Origin of the sequence: Camelimonas lactis, assembly GCF_004342915.1 — a bacterium.
GTDB lineage: Bacteria > Pseudomonadota > Alphaproteobacteria > Rhizobiales > Beijerinckiaceae > Camelimonas > Camelimonas lactis.
Genome location: NZ_SLWL01000005.1, coordinates 1 through 21,305, shown reverse-complemented (window position 1 = coordinate 21,305; position 21,305 = coordinate 1). Strand labels below are relative to the sequence as shown.

19 protein-coding genes are annotated in these 21,305 nt (G+C 66.5%); 12 read left to right on the top strand and 7 right to left on the bottom strand.

Features of this window, described 5'->3' with window-relative positions; translation table 11 throughout:
• Positions 1 to 3: 3 nt before the first annotated feature.
• Genes EV666_RS07445 through EV666_RS07430 form a run of 4 tightly spaced genes read right to left on the bottom strand, consistent with a single transcriptional unit; the run spans position 4 to position 3,624 of the window.
• Complete coding sequence (locus tag EV666_RS07445) at positions 4 to 294, bottom strand: copper-binding protein (RefSeq protein ID WP_132005478.1); 291 nt, start codon at positions 292 to 294, stop codon at positions 4 to 6.
• A gap of 40 nt (positions 295 to 334) precedes the next feature.
• Positions 335 to 1,768, bottom strand: a complete 1,434-nt coding sequence (locus EV666_RS07440; protein WP_132005475.1) for a multicopper oxidase family protein — start codon at positions 1,766 to 1,768, stop codon at positions 335 to 337.
• 12 nt (positions 1,769 to 1,780) lie between these two features.
• A complete protein-coding gene (locus EV666_RS07435; RefSeq protein ID WP_132005472.1) occupies positions 1,781 to 3,298 on the bottom strand; it encodes a TolC family protein in 1,518 nt (505 codons plus the stop codon).
• The gene (locus EV666_RS07430; protein ID WP_132005469.1) at positions 3,295 to 3,624 is read right to left on the bottom strand and encodes a hypothetical protein; all 330 of its coding nucleotides are present in this window, start codon (positions 3,622 to 3,624) and stop codon (positions 3,295 to 3,297) included. Before EV666_RS07430 ends, EV666_RS07435 begins: the two co-directional genes overlap by 4 nt.
• 316 nt (positions 3,625 to 3,940) lie before the next feature.
• Here EV666_RS07430 and EV666_RS07425 point away from each other — a divergent pair, with 316 nt between their 5' ends.
• Together EV666_RS07425 and EV666_RS18425 are read left to right on the top strand one after the other, a co-directional pair.
• A complete protein-coding gene (locus EV666_RS07425) occupies positions 3,941 to 4,702 on the top strand; it encodes a response regulator (protein ID WP_245514280.1) in 762 nt (253 codons plus the stop codon).
• Positions 4,702 to 6,081, top strand: coding sequence for an ATP-binding protein (locus tag EV666_RS18425; RefSeq protein ID WP_207906359.1), 1,380 nt, complete (start codon positions 4,702 to 4,704; stop codon positions 6,079 to 6,081). Before EV666_RS07425 ends, EV666_RS18425 begins: the two co-directional genes overlap by 1 nt.
• Positions 6,082 to 6,212: 131 nt before the next feature.
• On the opposite strand, the gene EV666_RS07415 is transcribed toward EV666_RS18425, so the two are convergent.
• Positions 6,213 to 7,253, bottom strand: a complete 1,041-nt coding sequence (locus tag EV666_RS07415) for an alcohol dehydrogenase family protein (RefSeq protein WP_132005463.1) — start codon at positions 7,251 to 7,253, stop codon at positions 6,213 to 6,215.
• A gap of 431 nt (positions 7,254 to 7,684) precedes the next feature.
• On the bottom strand, positions 7,685 to 8,680 hold the full coding sequence (locus EV666_RS07410) for a GDP-mannose 4,6-dehydratase (protein WP_132005460.1): 996 nt from the start codon (positions 8,678 to 8,680) through the stop codon (positions 7,685 to 7,687).
• A gap of 724 nt (positions 8,681 to 9,404) precedes the next feature.
• On the opposite strand from EV666_RS07410, the gene EV666_RS07405 reads away from it, so the two are divergent.
• From EV666_RS07405 to EV666_RS07370, 8 genes are all read left to right on the top strand, one after another.
• Positions 9,405 to 10,280, top strand: coding sequence for a septal ring lytic transglycosylase RlpA family protein (locus EV666_RS07405; RefSeq protein ID WP_245514279.1), 876 nt, complete (start codon positions 9,405 to 9,407; stop codon positions 10,278 to 10,280).
• A gap of 485 nt (positions 10,281 to 10,765) precedes the next feature.
• Entirely contained in the window at positions 10,766 to 11,953 is a 1,188-nt protein-coding gene (locus EV666_RS07400) for a D-alanyl-D-alanine carboxypeptidase family protein (protein WP_132005454.1), read from the top strand.
• Positions 11,950 to 12,633 carry a dTMP kinase gene (gene tmk, locus EV666_RS07395; protein WP_132005451.1) on the top strand — a complete coding sequence of 228 codons (684 nt, stop codon included), beginning with the start codon at positions 11,950 to 11,952 and terminating at the stop codon, positions 12,631 to 12,633. Before EV666_RS07400 ends, tmk begins: the two co-directional genes overlap by 4 nt.
• A gap of 175 nt (positions 12,634 to 12,808) precedes the next feature.
• Complete coding sequence (locus EV666_RS07390) at positions 12,809 to 13,882, top strand: DNA polymerase III subunit delta' (RefSeq protein WP_132005448.1); 1,074 nt, start codon at positions 12,809 to 12,811, stop codon at positions 13,880 to 13,882.
• Between the two features lie 80 nt (positions 13,883 to 13,962).
• The gene (gene metG, locus EV666_RS07385) at positions 13,963 to 15,525 is read left to right on the top strand and encodes a methionine--tRNA ligase (RefSeq protein ID WP_132005446.1); all 1,563 of its coding nucleotides are present in this window, start codon (positions 13,963 to 13,965) and stop codon (positions 15,523 to 15,525) included.
• Positions 15,525 to 16,316, top strand: a complete 792-nt coding sequence (locus EV666_RS07380) for a TatD family hydrolase (protein ID WP_132005443.1) — start codon at positions 15,525 to 15,527, stop codon at positions 16,314 to 16,316. Before metG ends, EV666_RS07380 begins: the two co-directional genes overlap by 1 nt.
• Before the next feature lie 107 nt (positions 16,317 to 16,423).
• A complete protein-coding gene (locus tag EV666_RS07375) occupies positions 16,424 to 17,221 on the top strand; it encodes an MBL fold metallo-hydrolase (RefSeq protein ID WP_132005440.1) in 798 nt (265 codons plus the stop codon).
• Positions 17,222 to 17,269: 48 nt separating this feature from the next.
• Positions 17,270 to 18,226, top strand: coding sequence for a hypothetical protein (locus tag EV666_RS07370; RefSeq protein WP_132005437.1), 957 nt, complete (start codon positions 17,270 to 17,272; stop codon positions 18,224 to 18,226).
• Positions 18,227 to 18,302: 76 nt separating this feature from the next.
• On the opposite strand, the gene EV666_RS07365 is transcribed toward EV666_RS07370, so the two are convergent.
• Complete coding sequence (locus EV666_RS07365; protein WP_132005434.1) at positions 18,303 to 19,253, bottom strand: aliphatic sulfonate ABC transporter substrate-binding protein; 951 nt, start codon at positions 19,251 to 19,253, stop codon at positions 18,303 to 18,305.
• Positions 19,254 to 19,385: 132 nt separating this feature from the next.
• Between EV666_RS07365 and EV666_RS07360 the strand changes: the two genes are divergently transcribed.
• Both EV666_RS07360 and EV666_RS07355 read left to right on the top strand, forming a co-directional pair.
• Complete coding sequence (locus EV666_RS07360) at positions 19,386 to 20,468, top strand: LLM class flavin-dependent oxidoreductase (protein WP_132005431.1); 1,083 nt, start codon at positions 19,386 to 19,388, stop codon at positions 20,466 to 20,468.
• A gap of 588 nt (positions 20,469 to 21,056) precedes the next feature.
• A partial coding sequence (locus tag EV666_RS07355) for a transposase (protein ID WP_132005428.1) occupies positions 21,057 to 21,305 on the top strand: 249 nt, incomplete at its 3' end.

The window sequence follows — 21,305 nt, the reverse complement described above, 5'->3', positions numbered from 1 at the left end:
CGGTCAGCTGTTTTTCCGCAGGCGGACCACCGTGATCTGTCCATTGACCCGATCGGCGTCGAACAGGATGCGGTCGCCAGCTTTCAGCCCCTTGAGCATCGCTGGATCGCCGGCGCGAAACACCATGGTCATGGCGTCCATGTCGAGATTTTTGATCGGGCCGTGATCAATGGTGAGTTTTCCCTGGGCCGCATCAACTTTGGTAACCGTTCCGCTGACCGATTGCGCCGCCGCTGGCAGGGCGAAGGCGATGAAGGCAAGGGCCGCCGTTGTGGTCGCTGTGGTCCTGAACATGGAAATTCCTTTCGTGTGTGAAGGGTTTGACGCGGCGATGTCAGTGGCCGGAGTGGCCGCCGGCAGGCGGGCGCGCCTGGCCCTGCGCGCCTGACACGGGTTTGCGCGGATCTTTCACGCGCCATGCGGGAGCGTCGGCGCCTGGCGGCGCGGCGCGCGCTGGCGCAGGCAACTGGCCCTGGTATTCAAAGGCCACCGTTCCCTCGGGATTCTTGAACCAGCCCGGGTCCTTGTAGTCGTTCTTCGCCAGTCCCTCGCGCACCTTCACCACGGAGAACATGCCGCCCATCTCCACCGGGCCGAACTGGGCGAAGCCGGTCATCATCGGCAAGGTGTTGTCGGGCAGGGGCATTTCCATGGAGCCCATTTCGCCCATGCCCGTCGCGCCCATGGGCATGTAGCCGGGCGTAAGCTTGCGGATGCGTTTGGCCAGCTCCTTCTGGTCCACGCCGATATAGGTTTTTACCGAATGTCCCATGGCGTTCATGGTGTGGTGCGACTTGTGACAGTGGATCGCCCAGTCGCCTGGTTCGTCGGCGACAAAGTCGAAGGCGCGCATCTGGCCGACGGCGCAGTCGATGCTCACCTCGTCCCAGGCGGCGGCGGGATCGACCCAGCCGCCATCGGTGCAGGAAACCCTGAACTCATAGCCATGCATGTGGATGGGGTGGTTGGTCATGGTGAGATTGCCGAAGCGCACCCTGACCCTGTCATTCCTGCCGACGACAAGGGGATCGATGCCCGGGAACACCCGGCTGTTCCAGCACCACAGGTTGAAGTCCAGCATGGTGTTGACCTTGGGCACATAGGCGCCAGGCTCGATGTCGAAAGCGTTGAGCAGAAAGACAAAGTCGCGATCGACGCGGCGGAAGGCCGGGTCCTTCGGGTGGACCACGAAGAAGCCCATCATGCCCATGGCCATCTGCACCATCTCGTCGGAATGGGGGTGGTACATGAAGGTGCCCGAGCGCCGGAGCTGGAACTCGTAGACGAAGGTTTTCCCTGGCGGAATGTGCGGCTGGGTCAGGCCGCCGACCCCGTCCATGCCATTGGGCAGACGCTGGCCGTGCCAGTGAACGGTGGTGTGCTCCGGCAGCCTGTTGGTGACAAAGATGCGGACCCTGTCGCCCTCGACCGCTTCGATGGTGGGGCCGGGTGACTGGCCGTTGTAACCCCACAGGTATGCCTTCATGCCGGGCGCCAGCTCCCGCTCGACCGGCTCCGCCACCAGGTGAAACTCCTTCCAGTCGCCGTTCATGCGCCAGGGCAGCGACCAGCCGTTCAGGGTGGCGACGGGCTGGTAGTCCGGGCCGGTGGTGGGCGTCAGCGGCGGCTGGGTGGCGGCGTCCGCCATGGTGGGCGCTTCGGGAACACCGGCGAAGGCGGCGCGGCCTGAAACGGCGCCGGCCGTCAGGCCGCTCGCCAGGGCCAGCCCGGATGAGCCGAGAAATCCCCTGCGTGACAGATTGGTCATGGCTGGGCTCCCTTAATGACCGGCCGCGGCGGCGGGGGTGGGTCCGACCATCGCGCCGCCGCTGCTTCCCACGCCGCCGCCAATGAGCGCGTGCCGGAAGTTGGTGTGCGCGATCCAGAAGTCGCGCCGCGCGTTGATGGCGGCGACATTGGACAGGATGCGGTTGCGGGCGTCGGTCAGCAGTTCCGTCACGTCCGTCAGCATGCCGTTGTATTGCAGGAGGGATTCGTCCTGGATGATCTTGCGGAGCGGCAGGACGTTGTTCTGGTACTGGCGAACGATGTCATGGCTGGCGCGGTAGCTCGCGTAAGCCTCCCGGGCTTCGGAGCGTATGTTGACGGCCTTTTCCGCCAGCCGGTTGGCCGCCTGCATGTAGGTCTGCTCCGCCATGGCGACCTTCGACTGTCCAAAATCGTAGATCGGGATTTCGATCTCCAGCTCCAGCGTCGTGCTGCGCGCGCTTTCCCGCCGGACCGGACCATGCTCCGTGATGTCGCGACCCCGGTCATAGGTGCGGCGGCCCAGCAACTCTGCGTCGTTGATGAAGCGCACCGCCTGGGTCATCCCCAGGGAGCGCGCCAGCATGGCCAGTTCGTCACGGGCGATCTGCATGTCGATGCGCTGGCGCAGGGCCTCGGCCTCAATGGCTTTCGCGGTCTGGGGACGGGGCGTCGCCGGCAGGTCGGACGGGAGCCGGAACCGGGCGTCAGCGCCCCATAGACCAAGCTGCCGCACCAGACGTTCACGCTCCTCGCCCTGGCGTCGCCGCGCCTCCGCGAGTTGCACGGTGAGTTCGGCGTCGAAGGCGAACTCGCGCGCCTGGTCGATCTTGTTGACGCCGCCGCTTTCGCCAAGGCGCCGGAACAGCTCCGTCGTTGCCGTCGCGGTGGCTTTGGCCTGCTGGTAGAAGGCGACTTCAGCGTTGGCGGCGACAGCGCGCCAGTATTGCCGGCGGGTGTCCGCGGCCAGTTTCAGCACCGCCTCGACCGTTTGCCGCCGGGCGATGCCGAACTGGTCCCGCGCGATCTCCGCCCGCGCCGGCAGGGTGGCGAGGGCCAGCAGATTGCCGACGACCTGCCGCTCGATTTCCACCTCAAACCGGCCCGAGAGTTTCGAAATGCCGAAACGCGGGTTGGGCGGCAGGCTGGCGGCGACCATCTGCGCCTCGGCGACGCCCAGCTGGTTGAAGGCAGCCTGCAGGCCGCGATTGTTCAGCAGCGCCACCTGCACCGCGGCGTCCGCCGTGAGCGGCTTGCGCAGCAGCCGGTCGACCCGCTCTTTCGCCACGGCGGCGGACTGGTCGTCGCTGATGCGAACCACATCCTTGCCGATGCTGGCGCTGGAGCCGCTGACCACGCCCGCCATGCCGCCGTCACCGGAAAAGCCGACGCAGCCGGCCAGCAGCAGGGCGACGCCGGAGGCCAGGCCAGGCCGGAGCAGGGCAAGGGCGCGCTTGCCGGGAGCGGGCGTGGCGTCAGCTCTGCCGGAAGGCGCGCGGGTCCGGTGGGAAGGGCCGATGCGACTGGTCATGTGGCGGGCCCCTTTTGGGGGGTGACCCGGCGGTTGATTTCGCGCCAGTTCATGGGGCCGACAGGCCGCAACGTCGCCGCGCCGGCGGTCACGCTGTGGTAGGCCGGCGGCGGAACCGGCGCATCGGGATTGGCGGGGCGCGCCAGGCTATCCGGAATCACCGGCGCGGCGCAGGCGCCAAGCGCCAGCAGCGCCACCGGCAAAAGCAACCGGCCGCCGCGCGCCGCCCACGCGGCGCGGCCCCTGGCGACAGGCGGCTGGTATGACGCGTATTTTTCACGGGAAGCGGCGTTCGCTTCGCTGAAAAATGCTGTGGCGACACGCACGGCTTCTGTTCCTCCCGGTCGTGATGGGCAGGCTGGCGAAAAGTCGCCGCGCCGTCCCGACTGGTGGAAGGGGTAGCAACCCGCTGCGCCGCGCGTCCGTTACAAATTGTTTCAAACCGGCGGGGGCCAGAGGCGGGGAGGCGCGCTATGTTCTGGCGGATGGAATGGGCCCGGCTGATCGGCGCCAGGCCTTTTCGAGGCATCAAAAGAAACAACGTCGTGCTGACGTAAAACCCCATGCACGCCAGAGACTTGATGACAGATGCAACAGCCAGGGCGGCCGGCGCGGACCGGCGCGGACGAACCGGGACAGGATGTGGCGCCGGACCACGGGCTGGAGGGGCCGGGGCTCGACTACGGGCGCGTGCTCATCGTGGACGACGATCCTGAAATCAGACTGCTGGTGGCGCGTTTTCTCCAGCGTCACGGTTACCAGGTCGCCGGCGCGCCCGATGGCGTCGCCATGATGGCGGCGCTGGCGCATGGCGACGTCGACCTGGTGATTCTCGACCTGATGTTGCCGGGGCGCTCGGGCTTCGACCTGTGCCGCGACGTGCGCGCCGCCTCGCAAATCCCCATCGTGATGCTGACAGCGCGCGGCGATGAGGCGGACCGTATCCGTGGGCTGGAAGGCGGGGCTGATGATTACATCGCCAAGCCCTTCAGTCCTCGCGAACTGCTGGCCCGCGTGCGCGCCGTGCTGCGGCGGGCGCGGGCCGCAAGCGGCGGACGCGCCGCCGACAACGCTGTGGTGACATTCGACGGCTGGGTGATGGATTTGCGACGGCGCGAGCTGTTTTCGCCGCCGGGCGTGCTGATAGACCTCTCGACTGGTGAGTTCGATCTGCTGGCGGTTTTTGTCGAACACGCCAATCGGGTGTTGTCGCGGGAGGCGCTGATGCAATTCGCCAAAACCCGGACCAGCGACGACCCGTTTGACCGGACGATCGACGTGCAGATCAGCCGGCTGCGCCGCAAGCTGGGCGCGGACGCCAGCGGCGGACAATTGATCAAGACGGTGCGCGGCGCCGGCTACATGCTGGCGGCTGAGGCGCGACGCCAGCATGGAGAAGCCTGATGAAAGCGATGCTTCGCAGGCTCTGGCCGGATACGGTCGCCAGCCGGGCGATCCTGATCCTGATCGCGGCCCTGCTTGGCTTCCACGCATTGGGATACTGGGCCTGGCGTGTGGGCGCGGACACCCTCGCGGCCTCAGCCTCCGACCGGGCGCTGGCGGCGCGCATGCTGTCCATCAGCCGCGCCGTCGCTGGCGTTTCCGGCGATGCGGAGCGCAGCCGGGTGGCTCACGACCTCTCCGACGCCAGCCTTGAAGCGCACTGGAGCCGGGTCGGTCTCACGCTGGACAACGGGACGGATGACGAGCGCGCCGGGATGATGGCCGCCCGGCTGCGCGAGCAGGCGCCTGGTCTTGGGGCGGAGGCGTTGCGGATCGGCTTCGCCGCCGCCGGAACCCATGACCACGGCGCCGGCGCTGTCTGGCGACACATGATGCTGGCGTCTCTGCGGCTTGATGACGGCTCCTGGGTCAACTTTTCCATCTCCACCCTGGAGCCGGGATCGCATGAGGGCTGGGGCGCCTTCGCAATGATGATTTGCGTCGGCGTCGCCATTATCGGCGTGGCGGTCCTGCTGTTGCGCTGGGCGACCTGGCCGTTGCGCGAGCTGGCGCTGGCGGCGGAGCGGTTCAGCATCGACCAGGCGCCGCAGCCCCTGGCGGAAACCGGGCCTGTCGAGGTGCGGCGCGCGGCGCGCGCGTTCAACACCATGCAGGAACGCATCCAGCGGCTGGTGACCGAACGCATGCAGGCCATGGCGGCCGTCTCCCACGATCTGAGAACCCCCATCACCCGGCTGCGGTTGCGCGCGGAGCTGCTTGAGGACGCGGCGACCCGCCGCCTGGTCGACGCGGATCTGGGCGAGATGGAGACGATGATTGATTCAACCCTCGCCTATCTGCGCGGCGGCAAGTCGGACGAGCGCATGCGGCCGCTGGATCTCGCCCCTGTGGTGGAAACCATCGTTGACGAATTTCAGGATCAGGGCCGTGATGTCTCGCTCAGCGGCGTTGGCTCCGCCCCGGTGCTGGGGCAGGCGCCTTCATTGAAGCGCGCGTTTTCCAACCTCATCGGCAACGCCCTGAAATATGGCGATGTGGCGCGGGTCAGCGTCGCCGCCGCCGCTGGCCATTTTACCGTGACGGTGGAGGATCAGGGGCCGGGCATCCCGGCGGAGGCCCGGCAGCGGGTCTTCGAGCCCTTCGTCAGGCTGGAGGAATCGCGCAGTCGCGAAACGGGTGGCTCGGGCCTTGGGCTCACCATCGCCCGGGCCGTGATCGTCGCCCACGGCGGCGAGATCAGCCTGGAAGACCGGCCGGGCGGCGGCCTGCGGGTCGTCGTGTCAATTCCGAAGCCGGGAGAGGAAATCCGGACAGGTTGAGCGTTCCGGCGCCACGGCGTTCACCGGAAGCGCCCGCTTCCCTGGTTAACAGCTTTGCGGGCCGTCCGCGCCCCTTCAGGCGGAACGGCCCGCGTCTTGCTGACAAATACGCTGGTGGGCGCGGCCGGTTCTCAGGGCCGCGTCAGCACGGTTTTGATCACCCCGGCCTCGCGCGCCTCAAACATCCGGTAGGCTTCGGCGCCGGCGTCCAGGGGCAGGCGATGGCTGATGTAACGCTCCGGGCGCAGGCGGCCGGACTGCACAAGCGGGAACAGGGCCGGCAACTCCTCGGGCACTGAACATGTGCCGATGCGGAACGTCAGGCCGGCGGCGAAGGCCCGTTCGAGCGGGAATGCGTAGCGGCGGGACTGCTGGACGCCGATGACGGAAACCGTTCCACGGCGCGTCACCAGACGCAGCGCCAGATCGACGGTGGCGTCGAGGCCGACCGCCTCGATCACGCAATCCACCTTGCGGCCGCGGGTTGCTTCGCGAATGACGTCCACGGCCTCGTCAGGCGACAGGGCGATGGCGCCGGATTGCCGCGCCAGCTCGCGCCGCTCCTCCACCGGATCGATGGCGTAGACCACGTGGGCGCCCATGACGAAGGCGCTGTCCACCGCCATGAGCCCGATGGGACCAAGGCCGATGACGGCGACGCTGGCGCCAGGGCGGATGTCGGCGTTGCGGGCGCCAAACCAGGCGGTGGACAGGGCGTCGGTCATCATCAACGCCTGTTCGGCGCTGACGCCCTCAGGAATCTTCACGGCGTTCATGTCGGCGGCGGGCACGCGGAAAGCCTCGGCCTGAACGCCCTGGAGCTTCGCCGACAGCCCGTAGCAGGCGCCTGCGCCAAACTCGCAATGAATGACGTTGCCGGCGAGGCAGGAGCGGCAGGCGCCGCAGCCGACGGCCGCCGGCATCATCACCTTGTCGCCCACCTTGAGCCGCTGCACGGCGCGGCCGGTTTCGACCACCTCGCCTACAGCTTCGTGGCCAACGCAAAATCCCACGTCGGTCGAGAACCCATGGCCGTGATAGATATGCAGGTCGCTGCCGCAGATTGAGCAGGCTTCCATCTGCACGATGACGTCGCGATCGGACTGGAGCGTCGGGTCGTCCATGGAATCGCAGCGGATGTCGCGCGGTCCAAAATATCGCAAGGCCTTCATTGGTCGTTTCCCGCCATGTTTTGCGTTTCGTTGTTGTCGCGGCGCAGCGCCCTGGCCGGGGCCGGCCCCAGGGGCAATTACGACTCTTTGCCTATATTCGCCAGAGCTGGCCGCCACCATTGGCGGATGCTGTGAATTTGTTAACCGCGAATACCCTTCAGGCAGGGCGAACATTCGTTTTTAACTGCCTGTTTTCGCCATTCACCGCAGTTTGCATGTCCGCGCCGGGTGCGCAGCCGCACGCCAGCCGCCGCATCTTTTGCGCATGTTGATGTGCAGGAAGTGACCCCATGGAGCAGGAGGGCGCCATGTCCATTATTTTCGCTGTGATCGCGGGCCTGTTTGTCGCTGGCGCAGTGGGCGCCGCTGAATGGCTGAGCGCCGGTCGCCGTTACCAGGGCTGAACCGGACTGGCCAGAAGCGGGCCGGGCTTATTCCGCCGCCTGGCTGAAGGGCTGTTGCAGACGCGCAATGTCCGCGTCCACCATTTCCCGCATGGTGTCCGCCGCGCTGGCGCGGGGACGCCAGCCGAGCAGCGCCCGGGCCTTGCTGGCGTCGCCGAGCAGGGCGCCGACTTCGGCCGGACGGAGCAGGGCGGGGTCATGGGTCACATGCCGGTCCATATCCAGACCGGCGTGGGCAAAGGCGATCCGGCAGATGTCGCGAACGCTCATGCTGGTTCCGGTGGCGATCACCAGATCGACCGGATCGGGTTGTTGCAGCATGAGCCACATGGCTTCCACATAGTCGCGGGCATGTCCCCAGTCGCGCCGCGCATCCATGCAGCCGAGTGAAAGTTTCTCCCGGGAGCCGCAGCGGATGGCGGCGACAGCGCGGCTGATGCGGCGCGTCACGAATTCCTCGCCGCGCAACGGCGACTCGTGATTGAAAAGAATGCCGCAACTGGCGTGCAGCCCGAAGCTCTCGCGATAATTCACGGTCATCCAGTGGGCGTACAGCTTGGCCGCGGCGTACGGTGAGCGCGGGCGGAACGGCGTTGTTTCGTTCTGCGTGGCGGCGGCGGCCTGACCGAACATCTCGGAGGATGAAGCCTGGTAGAAACGGGCGGACGGGCAGGCGATGCGCATTGCCTCCAGCATGTTGGCGGCGCCCAGGGCGGTGACGGAGCCGGTGAGAAGCGGCTGCCGCCAGGACGTCATCACATAGGATTGCGCCGCCAGGTTATATATCTCGTCGGGGCGGGCCTCCTGCATCGCGCGCAGCAGACTTGAAAGATCAAGCAGGTCCCCTTCAAGTATTGTGATGCGCCCGGTGACGCCCAGCCAGTCCAGTCGCTCCGCCGCGAAGCCACCAGAGCCCGAACGGCGCGCCAGCCCAAATACCTCGTAGTTCTTTGAAATCAGAAATCGCGCCAGCCAGGCGCCGTCCTGTCCCGTGACGCCGGTGATGAGGGCGCGCTTTGCCATGGTGGTGCATTCTCACGACAGATCGGATGTTGTTTCAAGTTAATTTCATGTATTTAATTTTATCAAGAAGAAAATTTTCGAAATTTACTGTTGTGCAAACAGGCGGGGGCGGCGCCGGCCTTTGCCCGTTGCTTCCCGCCTGACGAGCCCGGCGACGTTGGTCATGCGGGCGCGACGTTGGTCATGGGGGCGCCTCGGGGCCCGGCGGAATCACGCGGGAGCAGGCGGCGCGCGCCCGTCAACGGTCTGGCTACGGAGATATGCGTGACGGCCAGTGGAATGTCGGCGAAAGGTTAATCGCCGGTTGCGATTGTGGCGATTGTCGGGCGCTGGGCGGGGGCATCCGCGCCATGGAGATCGCGGCTTGCAGAAAAATGTTGCTGCGCTTCAGGTTGAAGGAAGGACTGCCGGCGGATTTCAGGGGCGTATGACGTGAAATTGGCGCCGTTTTGACAAACACGCCTGTCCAGGCCAGGTTCTGCGCGCGGCTGGATTGTTTCATTTTGATCCGTCGCGCCCCGCATCTGGAGGCTGCATTAAGGCTTTGTTAACGCGATGGGCCGGAAATGCAGTTTCAATCCTGTGACCAGGCGATTTTCTGCGCCTCTACAGAAGCGAGCCCAGGCTGCCCATGCCCGAATGCTATTCCCCGGAGATTTTTCCGGCCTCCGCCATGCCAGCGCACCCAGGCGACGCGCGGCGGGATGGCGTCAGGAAGCGGACCGTGAGCGCGGTTGTCCTGCGCGTCGCGGGGGTAACGGCGGCGGCGCTGCTGGTCGCCAATTGCGCAGGGCAGGTGGGGCGTCAGGGCGGCGCCCAGGATCGTTACAACAAGAAATACGGCGTCAATTCCAGCCCGCGCGTGGTGCGGCCGGGCGACCCGGTGCCCAAGGGCGGCGGGCGCGCCATGGTGGGCAAGCCTTATACGGTTGCGGGCAAACGCTATACGCCGGTCGAGAATCCCCATTACTCCGCGAAAGGGGTCGCCTCCTGGTATGGCATGAATTTCCACGGCCGCCTGACTGCCAATGGCGAGGTGTTCGACAAGGAATCCATCGCCGCCGCGCATCCGACCCTGCCGCTGCCGAGCTATGTGCGCGTCACCAATCTGGATAACGGCCTGTCGCTGGTGGTGCGCGTCAATGACCGCGGCCCATACCATGGGCGGCGCGTTATCGACGTGTCGCGGCGCGCGGCCGATCTGTTGCAGTTCCGTCGGGTCGGCACGGCGCGGGTGCAGGTCGATTACATCCGCCGCGCTTCAGTAAATGGCAGTGATGATCAGGTGCTGGCGGCGACCCTCGCGGACGGCGTGCCGGCGCGGCTGGACGGCCAGCAGTCGCCGGTGATGGTGGCGAGCGCCAGCGAAGAACCGGCGCGGGCCACGCCGCGCATGTCGACGCGCGACGCCGCAATGGCGGAGGCCCCGGCCGGGGAGAAGCAGTTCGCAGAGCAGGAGGTCGTCGCGACGTCGACCCACATCCAGGGCGGTGAGACCAGCATGAGCATGGCCGGCCTTGTTGAGGAAGCCGTGTCGACGCTGCCGGACACCGCGCCGCTGCCGCCGGTTCGCCCCCTGCTCGTGGCCTCGGGTAACTGAAGCCCGATCAGCGTTTCAGGCCTGGCTCCCCATGCCCGGGGGCGTGGCGATGCGGTGGGCTGGCGGCGTCCTGGAGTGGTGGCGCAGGGGCTGGCCAGCGCCGTGGAAACGTCGTCCAGGATCAGGGTCAGACAGGTTGCTGGCGTATCAGGCGTTTGCGCTTGCATGGGAAGTGGCGCAAGGCGTCACCGCACGGGATGGCAATTTTCCCCGGGTAGACGGCAAATGTCGCCGCCAGATTTTCGGCGATCATGATCCGGCGGCGGGAAGGGCGGCGCCGGGTGGAAAGGGCGCGGGTTTTTCGCTCCGGCTATTCCGGCTGGTCAACCGGTTTGGCGTCCTGTCAGCTTGTCTTTGCGCCGCCGCCGCCGCACATTCCCCTTATGAGATTGTTCGCCATGATATTGGGGTTGAAACGGCGACCAGGTCAGCGCGCGGCCTCTGCCGGCGCCTTGCAGGCATCGCGGCGCGCCCTTGTGGGCGTCATGGCGGCGCTGTTGGCCGCGCCGACGCTTTCCGTGGCGCCCGCCGCAGCCCAGCATGGACGGGATGCGGCCGCCAGGGCGCCGGCGGCGTTCGAAACCGGGGCTGCCCAGGCGATCCTGATCGACGACGCCACGGGCTCCACGCTCTTCGACAAGGCCGCCGACGCGCCGTTCGCCCCGGCCAGCATGGTCAAGATCATGACCGCGGCCCTGGTGTTCGAAGCGCTGTCCTCCGGCAAGATAACGCAGGACACCCAGTTTCGTATCTCCGAGCACGCCTGGCGCACGGGCGGCGGGCCATCCGGCGGCTCGGCCATGTTCGCCATTCTGAACAGCGAGGTGCGGGTCGGCGATCTGTTGCGCGGCATGCTGGTGCAGGCCGGCAATGACGCCGCCATCGCGCTGGCTGAGGGCATTGCCGGCAGCGAGCCGGCGTTCGTCGACCGCATGACGGCGAAGGCGAAGGAAATTGGCCTGACCCGGACGACGTTCGTCAACGCCTCGGGGCTGCCTGATCCGGGGCAGATGACGACGGCGCGCGACATGGCGCGGCTGTCGCGTTATGTGATCGCCACCTGGCCGGAGCTCTACCGGGTGTTCAGTGAGCCGGAGTTCACCTGGAATAAAATTCGTCAGCGTAACCGCAATCCTCTCGTGCATGTCGTGAACGGCGCGGACGGTTTGCAGACCGGTTACACCAGGGAAGGCGGTTTCAGCCTGGCTGGTTCGGTGGTGCAGAACGGCCAGCGCCTGGTGTTCGTGCTCACCGGGCTCAAGACCGCCGCCGCGCGCGCGGATGAAGCGCGCAAGCTGGTCGACTGGGCGTACAGGACCTTCGAGGCGCGCAAGCTGTTCGAGGCCGGGGAAAAGGTGGGGGAGGCCAGCGTGTTCGGCGGCGCCCGTGGCTCTGTCGCGCTGGCGGCGCGGGGGCCGGTCAGCGTGCTGGTGCGACGGGAGGGCGATGAACGGCTGACGGCGCAAATCGTCTATACCGGCCCGGCGCCTGCGCCCGTTGCGGCAGGCGCCGAAATTGGCAAGCTGATTGTGTTGCGCGGCGATGCGCCGGCCCTCGAAACGCCGCTATACGCCGCCGAGGCGGTGGCGCGGGGCAGCATACCGCAGCGGGCGCTGGACGGCGCGATGGAACTGGCGGGCGGCTGGGTCCGCAAGGCATTGAGGCGCGAATGAGCGACAGGGCGAAGCGGCGCGGACGGTTCATTACCTTTGAAGGCGGCGAGGGCGTTGGCAAATCCACCCAGATACGCCTGCTGGAAGCCCGGTTGCGCGACGCGGGTCTTGACGTGGTGGTGACGCGGGAGCCGGGCGGTTCTCAACGCGCCGAAGCCATTCGCGCCTACATCCTGGGCGGCGGCGCCCGCGAACTCGGCCCCATGGCTGAGGCCCTGCTGTTCAGCGCCGCGCGCATCGATCACATCGACAGCCTGATCCGTCCGGCCTTGCAGGCGGGGAAATGGGTGCTGTGCGACCGCTTCGCTGATTCCACCCGCGCCTACCAGGGTGCGAACGGCAAGCTTGGCGATGAGGTGATCGCGGCGCTGGAAAAGGTGACGCTGGCTGGCGTCAGGCCGGATCTCACGCTGGTGCTGGACATGCCCCCGGCCATTGGCCTGCGCCGCGCTGCGGCGCGCCGGGAAGCCGGCGCCCCGGCGGACCGTTTCGAGAGCGAGGGCCTCGGGTTTCACGCGCGACTGCGCAAGGCCTTTCACCAGATCGCCAACGCCGAACCGGAGCGCTGCGTCATCGTCAACGCCGACCGGACGGCGCCGGAGGTGGAGGCGGACATTTTTCGTATTATCGACGAACGTCTGGGCGATACGGTCAGGCGATTGCCGGCGCTGGCCCGATGAGCCGGGCGCCCGGGCGGCGTGGCTGCTGATATACCGGACGTCGGGGCGTCCGGGGCAGGGCCGCTCCAGTGCTTGTCGGGCGGCGGAAGAAGACTGTCCCATATAAAAGGTATGTGGCGTTTCCGCCGGGCTGGTTTCACTGAAATACCCTGGCGGGTGAAGGAGAGGCGGCGGCATGGCGAGCGAGGCGGATGGAGCGATCGGGCCGGACCAGCACCCTGGCGCGCCGCATCCGCGCGAGCAGCCGTTGCTGTTTGGCCATCAGGAAGCCGAGGCGGCGTTCCTGGAGGCCTGGCGCGGCGGCCGGCTGCATCACGCATGGCTGGTCGGCGGTCCGGCGGGCATTGGCAAGGCCACCTTCGCCTGGCGGGCGGCGCGCTTTCTGCTGGCCAACCCCGATCCCTCCATGCCCGGCGCCGCCGGAACCACCAGCCTGGATGTGGCGCCGGATACACGGGTCTTTCGCCAGATCGCCAGCGGCGCCCACCCGGATGTGGCGGTCATCCGTCGCGGGCCGCGCAAGGACGGCAAGGGATTTTCCGCCGAGATCGCCGTCGCTGACGTACGCCGGGCGCTGGATCTGTTCGCCGCGACAGCCAGCGGCTGGCGGGTGGTGATTGTTGATTGCGCCGACGATCTCAACGTCGCTGGCGCCAACGCCCTGCTCAAGGCGATCGAGGAGCCGCCGCCGCGCGCCATCGTCTTCGTGATTTCCCATGCCCCGGCGCGGACCCTGCCCACCATCCGCTCGCGTTGCCGGAGGCTGCAATTGCGGCCGCTGGCCGACGCCGACGTGATGCGGGCGGTGCGCTCGCTGGGCGCGCCATGGAGCGACGCGGAAGAGGCCGAACTGGCGGAGGCGACGGCGCTGGCGCATGGCTCGGTGGGCGAGGCCCTGGCCATGCTGGACGAAAACCGGCGCGCGCTGATCCGCCAGACCCGCGCGCTGCTGGACCTGCTGCCGCGCATGGATGTTTCCCGCGCCCTGGCGCTGGCCGACCGGGTCGCCGGCCGCGATCAGGACGAAGCGTTCCGCACGGTGCTCGAAACCGTTGGCGACTGGACTTCCGCGCTTGTGCGCCGCCAGGCGGGACTGGGGCCGCATCGCCTTGCGCCCCTGGTCGAGGTGTGGGAGAAGAACGCCCAGGCGGCGCGCGAGGCGGAAAGCTATAATCTGGATCGGCGGCCGCTGGTCATGTCCATGTTCGGCGACCTCGCGGAGGCTGTCCGGCGGCTCTCCGCCCCGTAAGCGCGCGTCGGTCAGGCCGGGAGGATTCCGGCGGCGCGCCGCTGCCCGGGGTCCGGCTCAAAACCAACGGGTTATCGCAGATGGCAGCCGGTCGGCCGACCTACTACATCACCACAGCCATTTCCTATCCCAATGGCGCTCCGCATATTGGCCACGCCTATGAGGCGATCGCCACCGACGCCATCGCCCGCTTCAAGCGGCTGGACGGCCATGACGTCTATTTCCAGACGGGGACGGACGAGCACGGCCTGAAAATGGTGCAGACGGCGACCAGGGCCGGCGTGACGCCGCGCGAGCTGGCGGACCGCAACTCGGCGCTGTTCCAGGCCATGTGCGATGGCCTGTCGGTATCCTATGACCGGTTTTTCCGCACCACCGATCCGGCCCACTACGCAGCCTGCCAGGAATTGTGGCGGCGCATGCGCGCCAATGACGACATTTATCTGGGCGCTTACGCCGGCTGGTACTCGGTGCGCGACGAGGCGTTCTACGACGAGAGCGAAACCACGCTGCAGGGCGATGGAACGCGGCTTGGCCCGCAGGGCACGCCGGTGGAGTGGACCGAGGAGCAGACCTGGTTCTTCCGTCTGTCGAAATATCAGGACCGCCTGCTGAAGCTCTATGAGGAACAGCCGGATTTCGTTGGTCCCGACAGCCGCCGCAACGAGGTGGCCAGCTTCGTGCGCGGCGGCCTGCAGGACCTGTCGATTTCCCGCACCACCCTGGACTGGGGCATCCCGGCGCCGGACGCGCCGGGCCACGTCATGTATGTGTGGATTGACGCCCTCGCCAATTACATCACCGGCGTCGGCTTCCCGGACGAAAACAACCCGAAGTGGCGTTACTGGCCGGCGGACGCGCATATCATCGGCAAGGACATCATCCGCTTCCATGCGGTGTACTGGCCGGCGTTCCTGATGTCGGCCGGCGTTGCGCTGCCGAAACGGGTGTTCGGCCACGGCTTCCTCTTCAACAAGGGGGAGAAGATGTCCAAGTCGCTGGGCAACGTCATTTCGCCGGCTGATCTGGCCGCGGCCTATGGCGTCGACCAGATGCGCTATTTCCTGCTCCGCGAAGTATCGTTCGGTCAGGACGGCAGCTACAGCCACGAGGCCATCGTCAACCGCATCAACGCTGATCTCGCCAATGACCTGGGCAATCTCGCCCAGCGTTCGCTGTCGATGGTGGCGAAGAACTGCGACGGCAAGATTCCGCAGCCGGGCGGCCTCACGGTGGAGGACGCCGCCATGCTCGCCCAGGCGGACGCCCTGGGCGACAAGGCGCGCGCCGCCCTCGACCATTTCGCCCTGCACACATATCTGGCCGAGGTCTGGGCGGTGGTGGCTGAGGCCAACCGCTATTTCGCCGCCCAGGAACCGTGGAAGCTGCGCAAGACCGAGCCGGACCGCATGGCCACGGTGCTGTATGTGACGGCCGAGGTGATCCGCAACGTCGCCATCATGGCCCAGCCCGTGACGCCGGCGGCGGCGGAAAAGCTGCTCGACCTGCTGGCTGTGGATCCGGACAGGCGCAGTTTTGCATATCTTGGCCAGCCGGGCCGGCTGATCGAGCATACGCATCTGCCGGCGCCGGCGCCGGTGTTTCCGCGCTATGTTGAACCGGAAACGGAAGCGGTTTCCTGATGCTCGTCGACAGCCACTGCCACCTCGACTATTTCGCCAACGACTTCGATGAGGTGATGGCCCGGGCGGAGGCCGCCGGGGTGACGCGGATGGTGACCATCGCCACCAATGTGCGCAAGGCTCACATCTACCGCGAGATCGCCGAGCGTGATCCGCGCGTCTGGTTCACCGTCGGCACCCATCCGCTGCACGCGGGCGAAGAGCCGGACGTCACCGTGGACGAGATCGTCGCCCTGGCGCAGCATCCGCGCTGCGTTGGCATTGGCGAGGCGGGGCTGGACTATTTTTACGACAAGGACCCGCCGGAGGTGCAGAAGGCGGTGTTCCGAACCAATATCGCCGCGGCGCGCATCACCGGCCTGCCGCTGGTGATTCACGCGCGCAAGGCCGACGACGACATGATCGCCATCCTGCGCGAGGAGATGGCGAAGGGCGCCTTCAAGGCGCTGTTGCACTGCTTCTCGTCCGGGGCGGAGCTGGCGCGCGCTGGCGTGGAGCTGGGGCTGTATGTGTCATTCTCCGGCATCCTGACCTTCCCGAAGTCGGAAGACATCCGCGCCATCGCCGCCGACGTTCCGGCGGACCGGCTGCTGGTGGAGACGGACTCGCCGTATCTGGCCCCGGTTCCGGTGCGCGGCAAACGCTGCGAGCCCGCCTATACGGCCCACACGGCGCGGGTGCTGGCGGAGGTGCGCGGCATGGACGCGGCGGCGTTGGCCAGGCTGACGACCGACAATTTCTTCCGGCTGTTCGACAAGGCCGCCGCCCTTGAGAAGGCCGGGCAACACTAGCGTTTTCCGGCGGGGCGGGCGCCGCGCTGCATCGAAAACGCGTCAAACCAAGGCAGGGAAAAATCCGGTTCAGTACAAGGATTTTTCTCTCAGAACTGGGGGAGCGCATGAGCCTGAAGGTCACCATTCTCGGCTGTGGCTCATCGGCCGGCGTGCCGCGCGTGGGGCAGGGGTGGGGCGCCTGTGATCCCGCCAACCCCAAAAACCGCCGCCGGCGTTGCGCCCTGCTGGTGGAGCGGACCGGGCCCGATGGCGCCACCACGGTGCTGGTCGACATGGGGCCGGACCTGCGCGAGCAGTTGCTGGACGCGGACGTGCGCAAGCTCGACGGCATCCTGCTGACGCACGAGCACGCCGACCATACCCATGGCATCGACGACGTGCGGCCGCTGGCCATCGCCATGCGGCGGCGCCTCGACGTGTGGATCGACGACAAGACCTTTGCCTTCCTCGAAGACCGCTTCGACTACATTTTCCGTACGCCGCACGGCAGCTCCTATCCGCCGATCCTGCGTCGCCACCCCATGGCGATCGGCGGGGAGGTGGTGATCGACGGGGCTGGCGGCGCGGTGCGGGCGCTGCCGTTCAACATGCTGCACGGCGATACCACGGCGCTGGGTTTTCGCTTCAATGACCTGGCTTACGCCAGCGACGTCCACCTGATGCCGGAGGAAAGCGTCGCCATGCTGCATGGCCTCGACGTGCTGATCGTCGATGCGCTGCGCCACACGCCGCATCCGACACATTTCAACGTCGCGGAAGCGCTGGAGCTGATCGCCCGGGTGCAGCCGAAACGCGCGGTGCTGACCAATTTGCATACGGATCTGGATTACGCGACGCTGGCGGCCGAACTGCCGCCGCATGTGACGCCGGCTTTTGACGGCATGGTGCTGGAGACGGCGTGAACACAAAAATGGCCAGCGACCAAGCTGGCCCAAAAGGGAGGAACCGTCATGTCGAAAGCGTTCGCTACCGAAATCCATGACGACGGCGCGGTGATATCGGGGCCGCTGCGCGGACCGCGCCAGATGTTGCAGGCGCAGTCCTACGACGATCACGCCTCGATTCACGATGACGCCACGGCGCAGAAGCTGGGTTTCAAGGGCGGCACCATCGAAGGGCCTACGCATTTCAGCCAGTTCGCGCCGCTGGGCGAGCATTTGTGGGGCAAGGCCTGGTTCGAAAACGGCTGCATTTCCGCCCATTACCGCAGCCCCTGTTATGAGGGCGATCTGGCGCGCGCCTTCATGCGCAAGCCAGCGGACGGGGCGACGCACACCGAAATCTGGATGGAGCGCGAGGACGGCGAGGAAGTGCTGCGCGGCAGCGCCTCGGTTGGCGCTGGCAATCCGCCAACGGCGCTGGAGCAGCGGCTGCAAACCCTGAAGGCGCCGGACGTTCTGGTGATCCTGGCCGATGTGAAGATGGGCCGTTTCGGCGGTCGCATTCCGGTGCGCATGGCCATGAACCAGAACATGGGCGCGCTGTATCCGTTCAGCCTGGCCGACAAGCTGAAGGTCATCACGGAGCCGTCGTCCTGGTATAATTCCGGCGATAATCCGTGGGGCCGGGCGATCATCCCCATGGAGATGATCAGCGTGTTGCTCGGTTCGCCGGAGAATGGTCGCCTGCCGGCGCGCGGTCCGGCCGTTGGCCTGTTCGCCGACCAGGAAATCCGCATGGTTAACGGTCCGCTGTTCGTCGACGAGCCGTATGAACTGGAGCGCGAGGTGGTTGGCCTCAGCGGCAGCCGCCGCACCGAAAGCGCCTGGGTGTTGACCCGCGTTTACCGCGCCGGAACCGACGATCTGGCGGCGACGATGCTGCTCAATAGCGCCACGCTCAAGGATTCTTACGCGCCTTACGAGGCCGAGCTCCAGCAGATCATGGCGACGCGCCAGAGCGCCTGACGCCGGCGGCGTTTTTACATCGGAGCATTCTGCCTGGCGGAAAAATCCCTCAGGCGGGGCCCCATATGCTCCGCCTTCAGGACGGCGGAGACCAGATCGGCACGGAGGTCGCGTCGATTTTCTGTGGGATCAGCCCGGCAGCGAGGAAAACGTCGGCGATGCGCTGCTGGTCGCCCAGCCTGTCGCGCCGCACCGGCAGCACCTGATAGCTCCGCCGCTGGTTGACGGCCCTGACGACCTCCGGCGGCACGTCGCCCCAGATGGGCGCCAGCTTCTTCGCAGCGGCTTCCGGGTTGGCCTTGACCCAGCGGCCCTGTTCAGCCAGCGCTTCGAAAACGATCTTCACCACATCCGGGCGTTCGTCGGCGAAGCTGGCGTTGACCGTATAATAACGGCTGTAACCGCTGAGGCCGGTGGCGTCGGCGATGGTCCGCACCGGATGCTGGTGCTCGGTGATCGACAGGAACGGATCCCAGATCACCCAGGCGTCGATGCTGCGCCCCTTGAATGCCGCCGCGCCATCTGGCGCTTCCAGATAGGCTGGCGTGATATCCGTGAATGACAGGCCATCGCGCGCCAGCGCCGCCGCCAGGATGAAGTGACAACCGGAGCCGCGCGAGACGCCAACCCGTTTGCCTTTAAGATCCCGCACGCTCCGTATCGGCGAATCCGCATGCACGATAATGGCTTCGGCGGACGGCGAGGGCGCCTCTGTCGCGTAGAATGTGAGCTTTGCGCCGGCGGCCTGTGTGAAGATCGGCACGGCGTCGGCCACATCGGCATGAAATTCCACCGAGCCGGCGTTCATCGGCTGGAGCACCGATGTGAACTGCTTCCAGTTCACCTCCAGACCCAGCGGCGCCAGCCGCCTTTCAAGAACCCGGTCCTCCCTCAGCAAGGTCAGCAGCGTCGAGGAGCGCTGGTAACTGAAGCGCACCGGAGCCGCCGCGCCAGCGCGGGAAGCTCCTGACAGCACGACGGGCGCGGCGAGCGCGCCGGCAAGTACATGGCGACGTGTCAATATCATGGGCCTACATCCTGAATGTCTGGATGCAGTGTAATTTTGTTTGCATGGACAGCAATGTATTTTTTGAACTATTATGTATTGGCGAAAGTAAATTGAAATATTATTTCTGTACAGTGTGGATGCGAGGAAAAAATGTCTCAAAACGAGCTACGTTTTGGCATATGGGCTCTGGTGCATGGCAACAGGGCTGCGTTGCATGACCCGGAAGAGCCATATGACGCGTCGTTCGCGCGGAACCGCGCGCTGGTTCTGGAGGCCGAACGGCTCGGATATGCGACGACGCTTGTGGCCCAGCACACCGCCAATCCGCTTGACCGGGATCTGGACCAGCTTGAGGCATGGACAACCTCGGCCGCCCTTGCGGCGCTGACCAGCCGGATCGAGATCATCGCGGCGATCAAGCCGTATCTCTATCATCCGGTCGTTCTGGCCAAGATGGCGCTGCAGATTGAGGAAATCAGCCAGGGGCGGTTTGGTCTCAACCTGGTCAACGCCTGGAACCGGCCCGAGCTGGAGAAGGCCGGATTGCCATTCGCGGAGCACGACGCGCGCTATGCCTATGGCGCGGAATGGCTATCGGTGGTCAGCCGGCTGATGTCCGGCGAGGCGGTGACCCATCACGGCGCGCATTTCCATGTTGACGATTATCAGCTCAGACCGGCGGGCAAGTTCCGGCGGCGGCCGACGATCTATGTGGGCGGCGAATCCGGGCCAGCCCGGGCGCTGGTCGCCGCCCAGGGCGACGTCTGGTTCATCAATGGCCAGCCGCCGGACGACGTGCGCGGCCTGATCGCCGATTTGCGGGCGCGCCAACGCGCCGGCGCGCCGCTGCGCTTCGGGCTGTCGGCATTCGTAATCGCGAGGCCGACCCAGGCTGAAGCGGACGGTGAACTGGCGCGGCTTGCCGGCCTCGCGCGACTGGATGCGCCGCTACGCGACATCCAGCGGAGCAACACCGATCCGGCTGTGGTGATGATGCAGACCATCGCGCGCACGCCATCAGTCGGCACCAATGGCGGCACGGCCGCCGGGCTTGTTGGCGACTACGATACGGTGGCGCGACGGATCGCGGCGTTTCATGGCCTGGGCGTCGACACCTTCATGCTGCAGTTCCAGCCGTTCGAGCGTGAGATGCGACGCTTCGCGGCCGAGGTCATTCCGCGCGTCCGGCGGCTGACCGGGGAACTCCCGGTCGCGCCGCGCCGTGAGGCCTGAGCGTCCGGCGAAGCGATCGGCTGGCGGGGCGGATATCGTCGCGGCGGACGCAAGTCGGCCCGCCAGATCCAGCCGAACTGTTTCAGGCCCTGGCTCATCCCGATGCACGGGCTTCGGATATCCAGGGGCTGAAAACCGCTGAAATCGCCAGGAGCATCGCCGAGGCTCAATCGGCGATTCATTTTTGGTTCCATAATATATCTTCTGCGAATTAAATATCAGGCTGGAGGCATCGATCCTGCTCCGCCGGGATTCACGCCGGGCCTGAATTGTTTGCGAAACCCGTTCGATCACAACGGTTTCCACAGCGATTCCCGTGACGACGTTCGTCTGGCGACGCCCTGCGCAACTGGCTTCCACACCGGCCGTTTTTCCGATTGCCAGGCATCACTTTGTCTCCGGGACAGCAAGGTCGCTGGCCCGACCCATCGCCTGAACCCGTCAGGATCAGCATGGCGCGCCTGGTTGTGGGCCCCAGCCATGACCGCGCGAACCCGCGCCCTGGCTTTTCCGTAAGCGGTGTCCCGGCGCCACCTTTCGCTCTGGGGTGCGAATGGTGATGCTCGAAGCGTTTGAGGGCTTCGACATATGCCGATTTCAGAGTTTACGCTTAAGTCCAGGGATGATGAGCCGGTCCGCCGGCTTGAGATCTTCACGGGCTCGGGTCGCCGGCGGGACTGGTCGCCGGAGGAGAAGGACCGGATTGTCGCCGAAAGCCACGAGGGGTCCGGGACGGTCTCTGCCGTGGCTCGTCGGCACGGCCTGACGCCGCAGCAACTGTTCACGTGGCGTCGGGAAGCGCGCCAGCGCATGGAAGCAGAGACGCTGCCCGCTTTC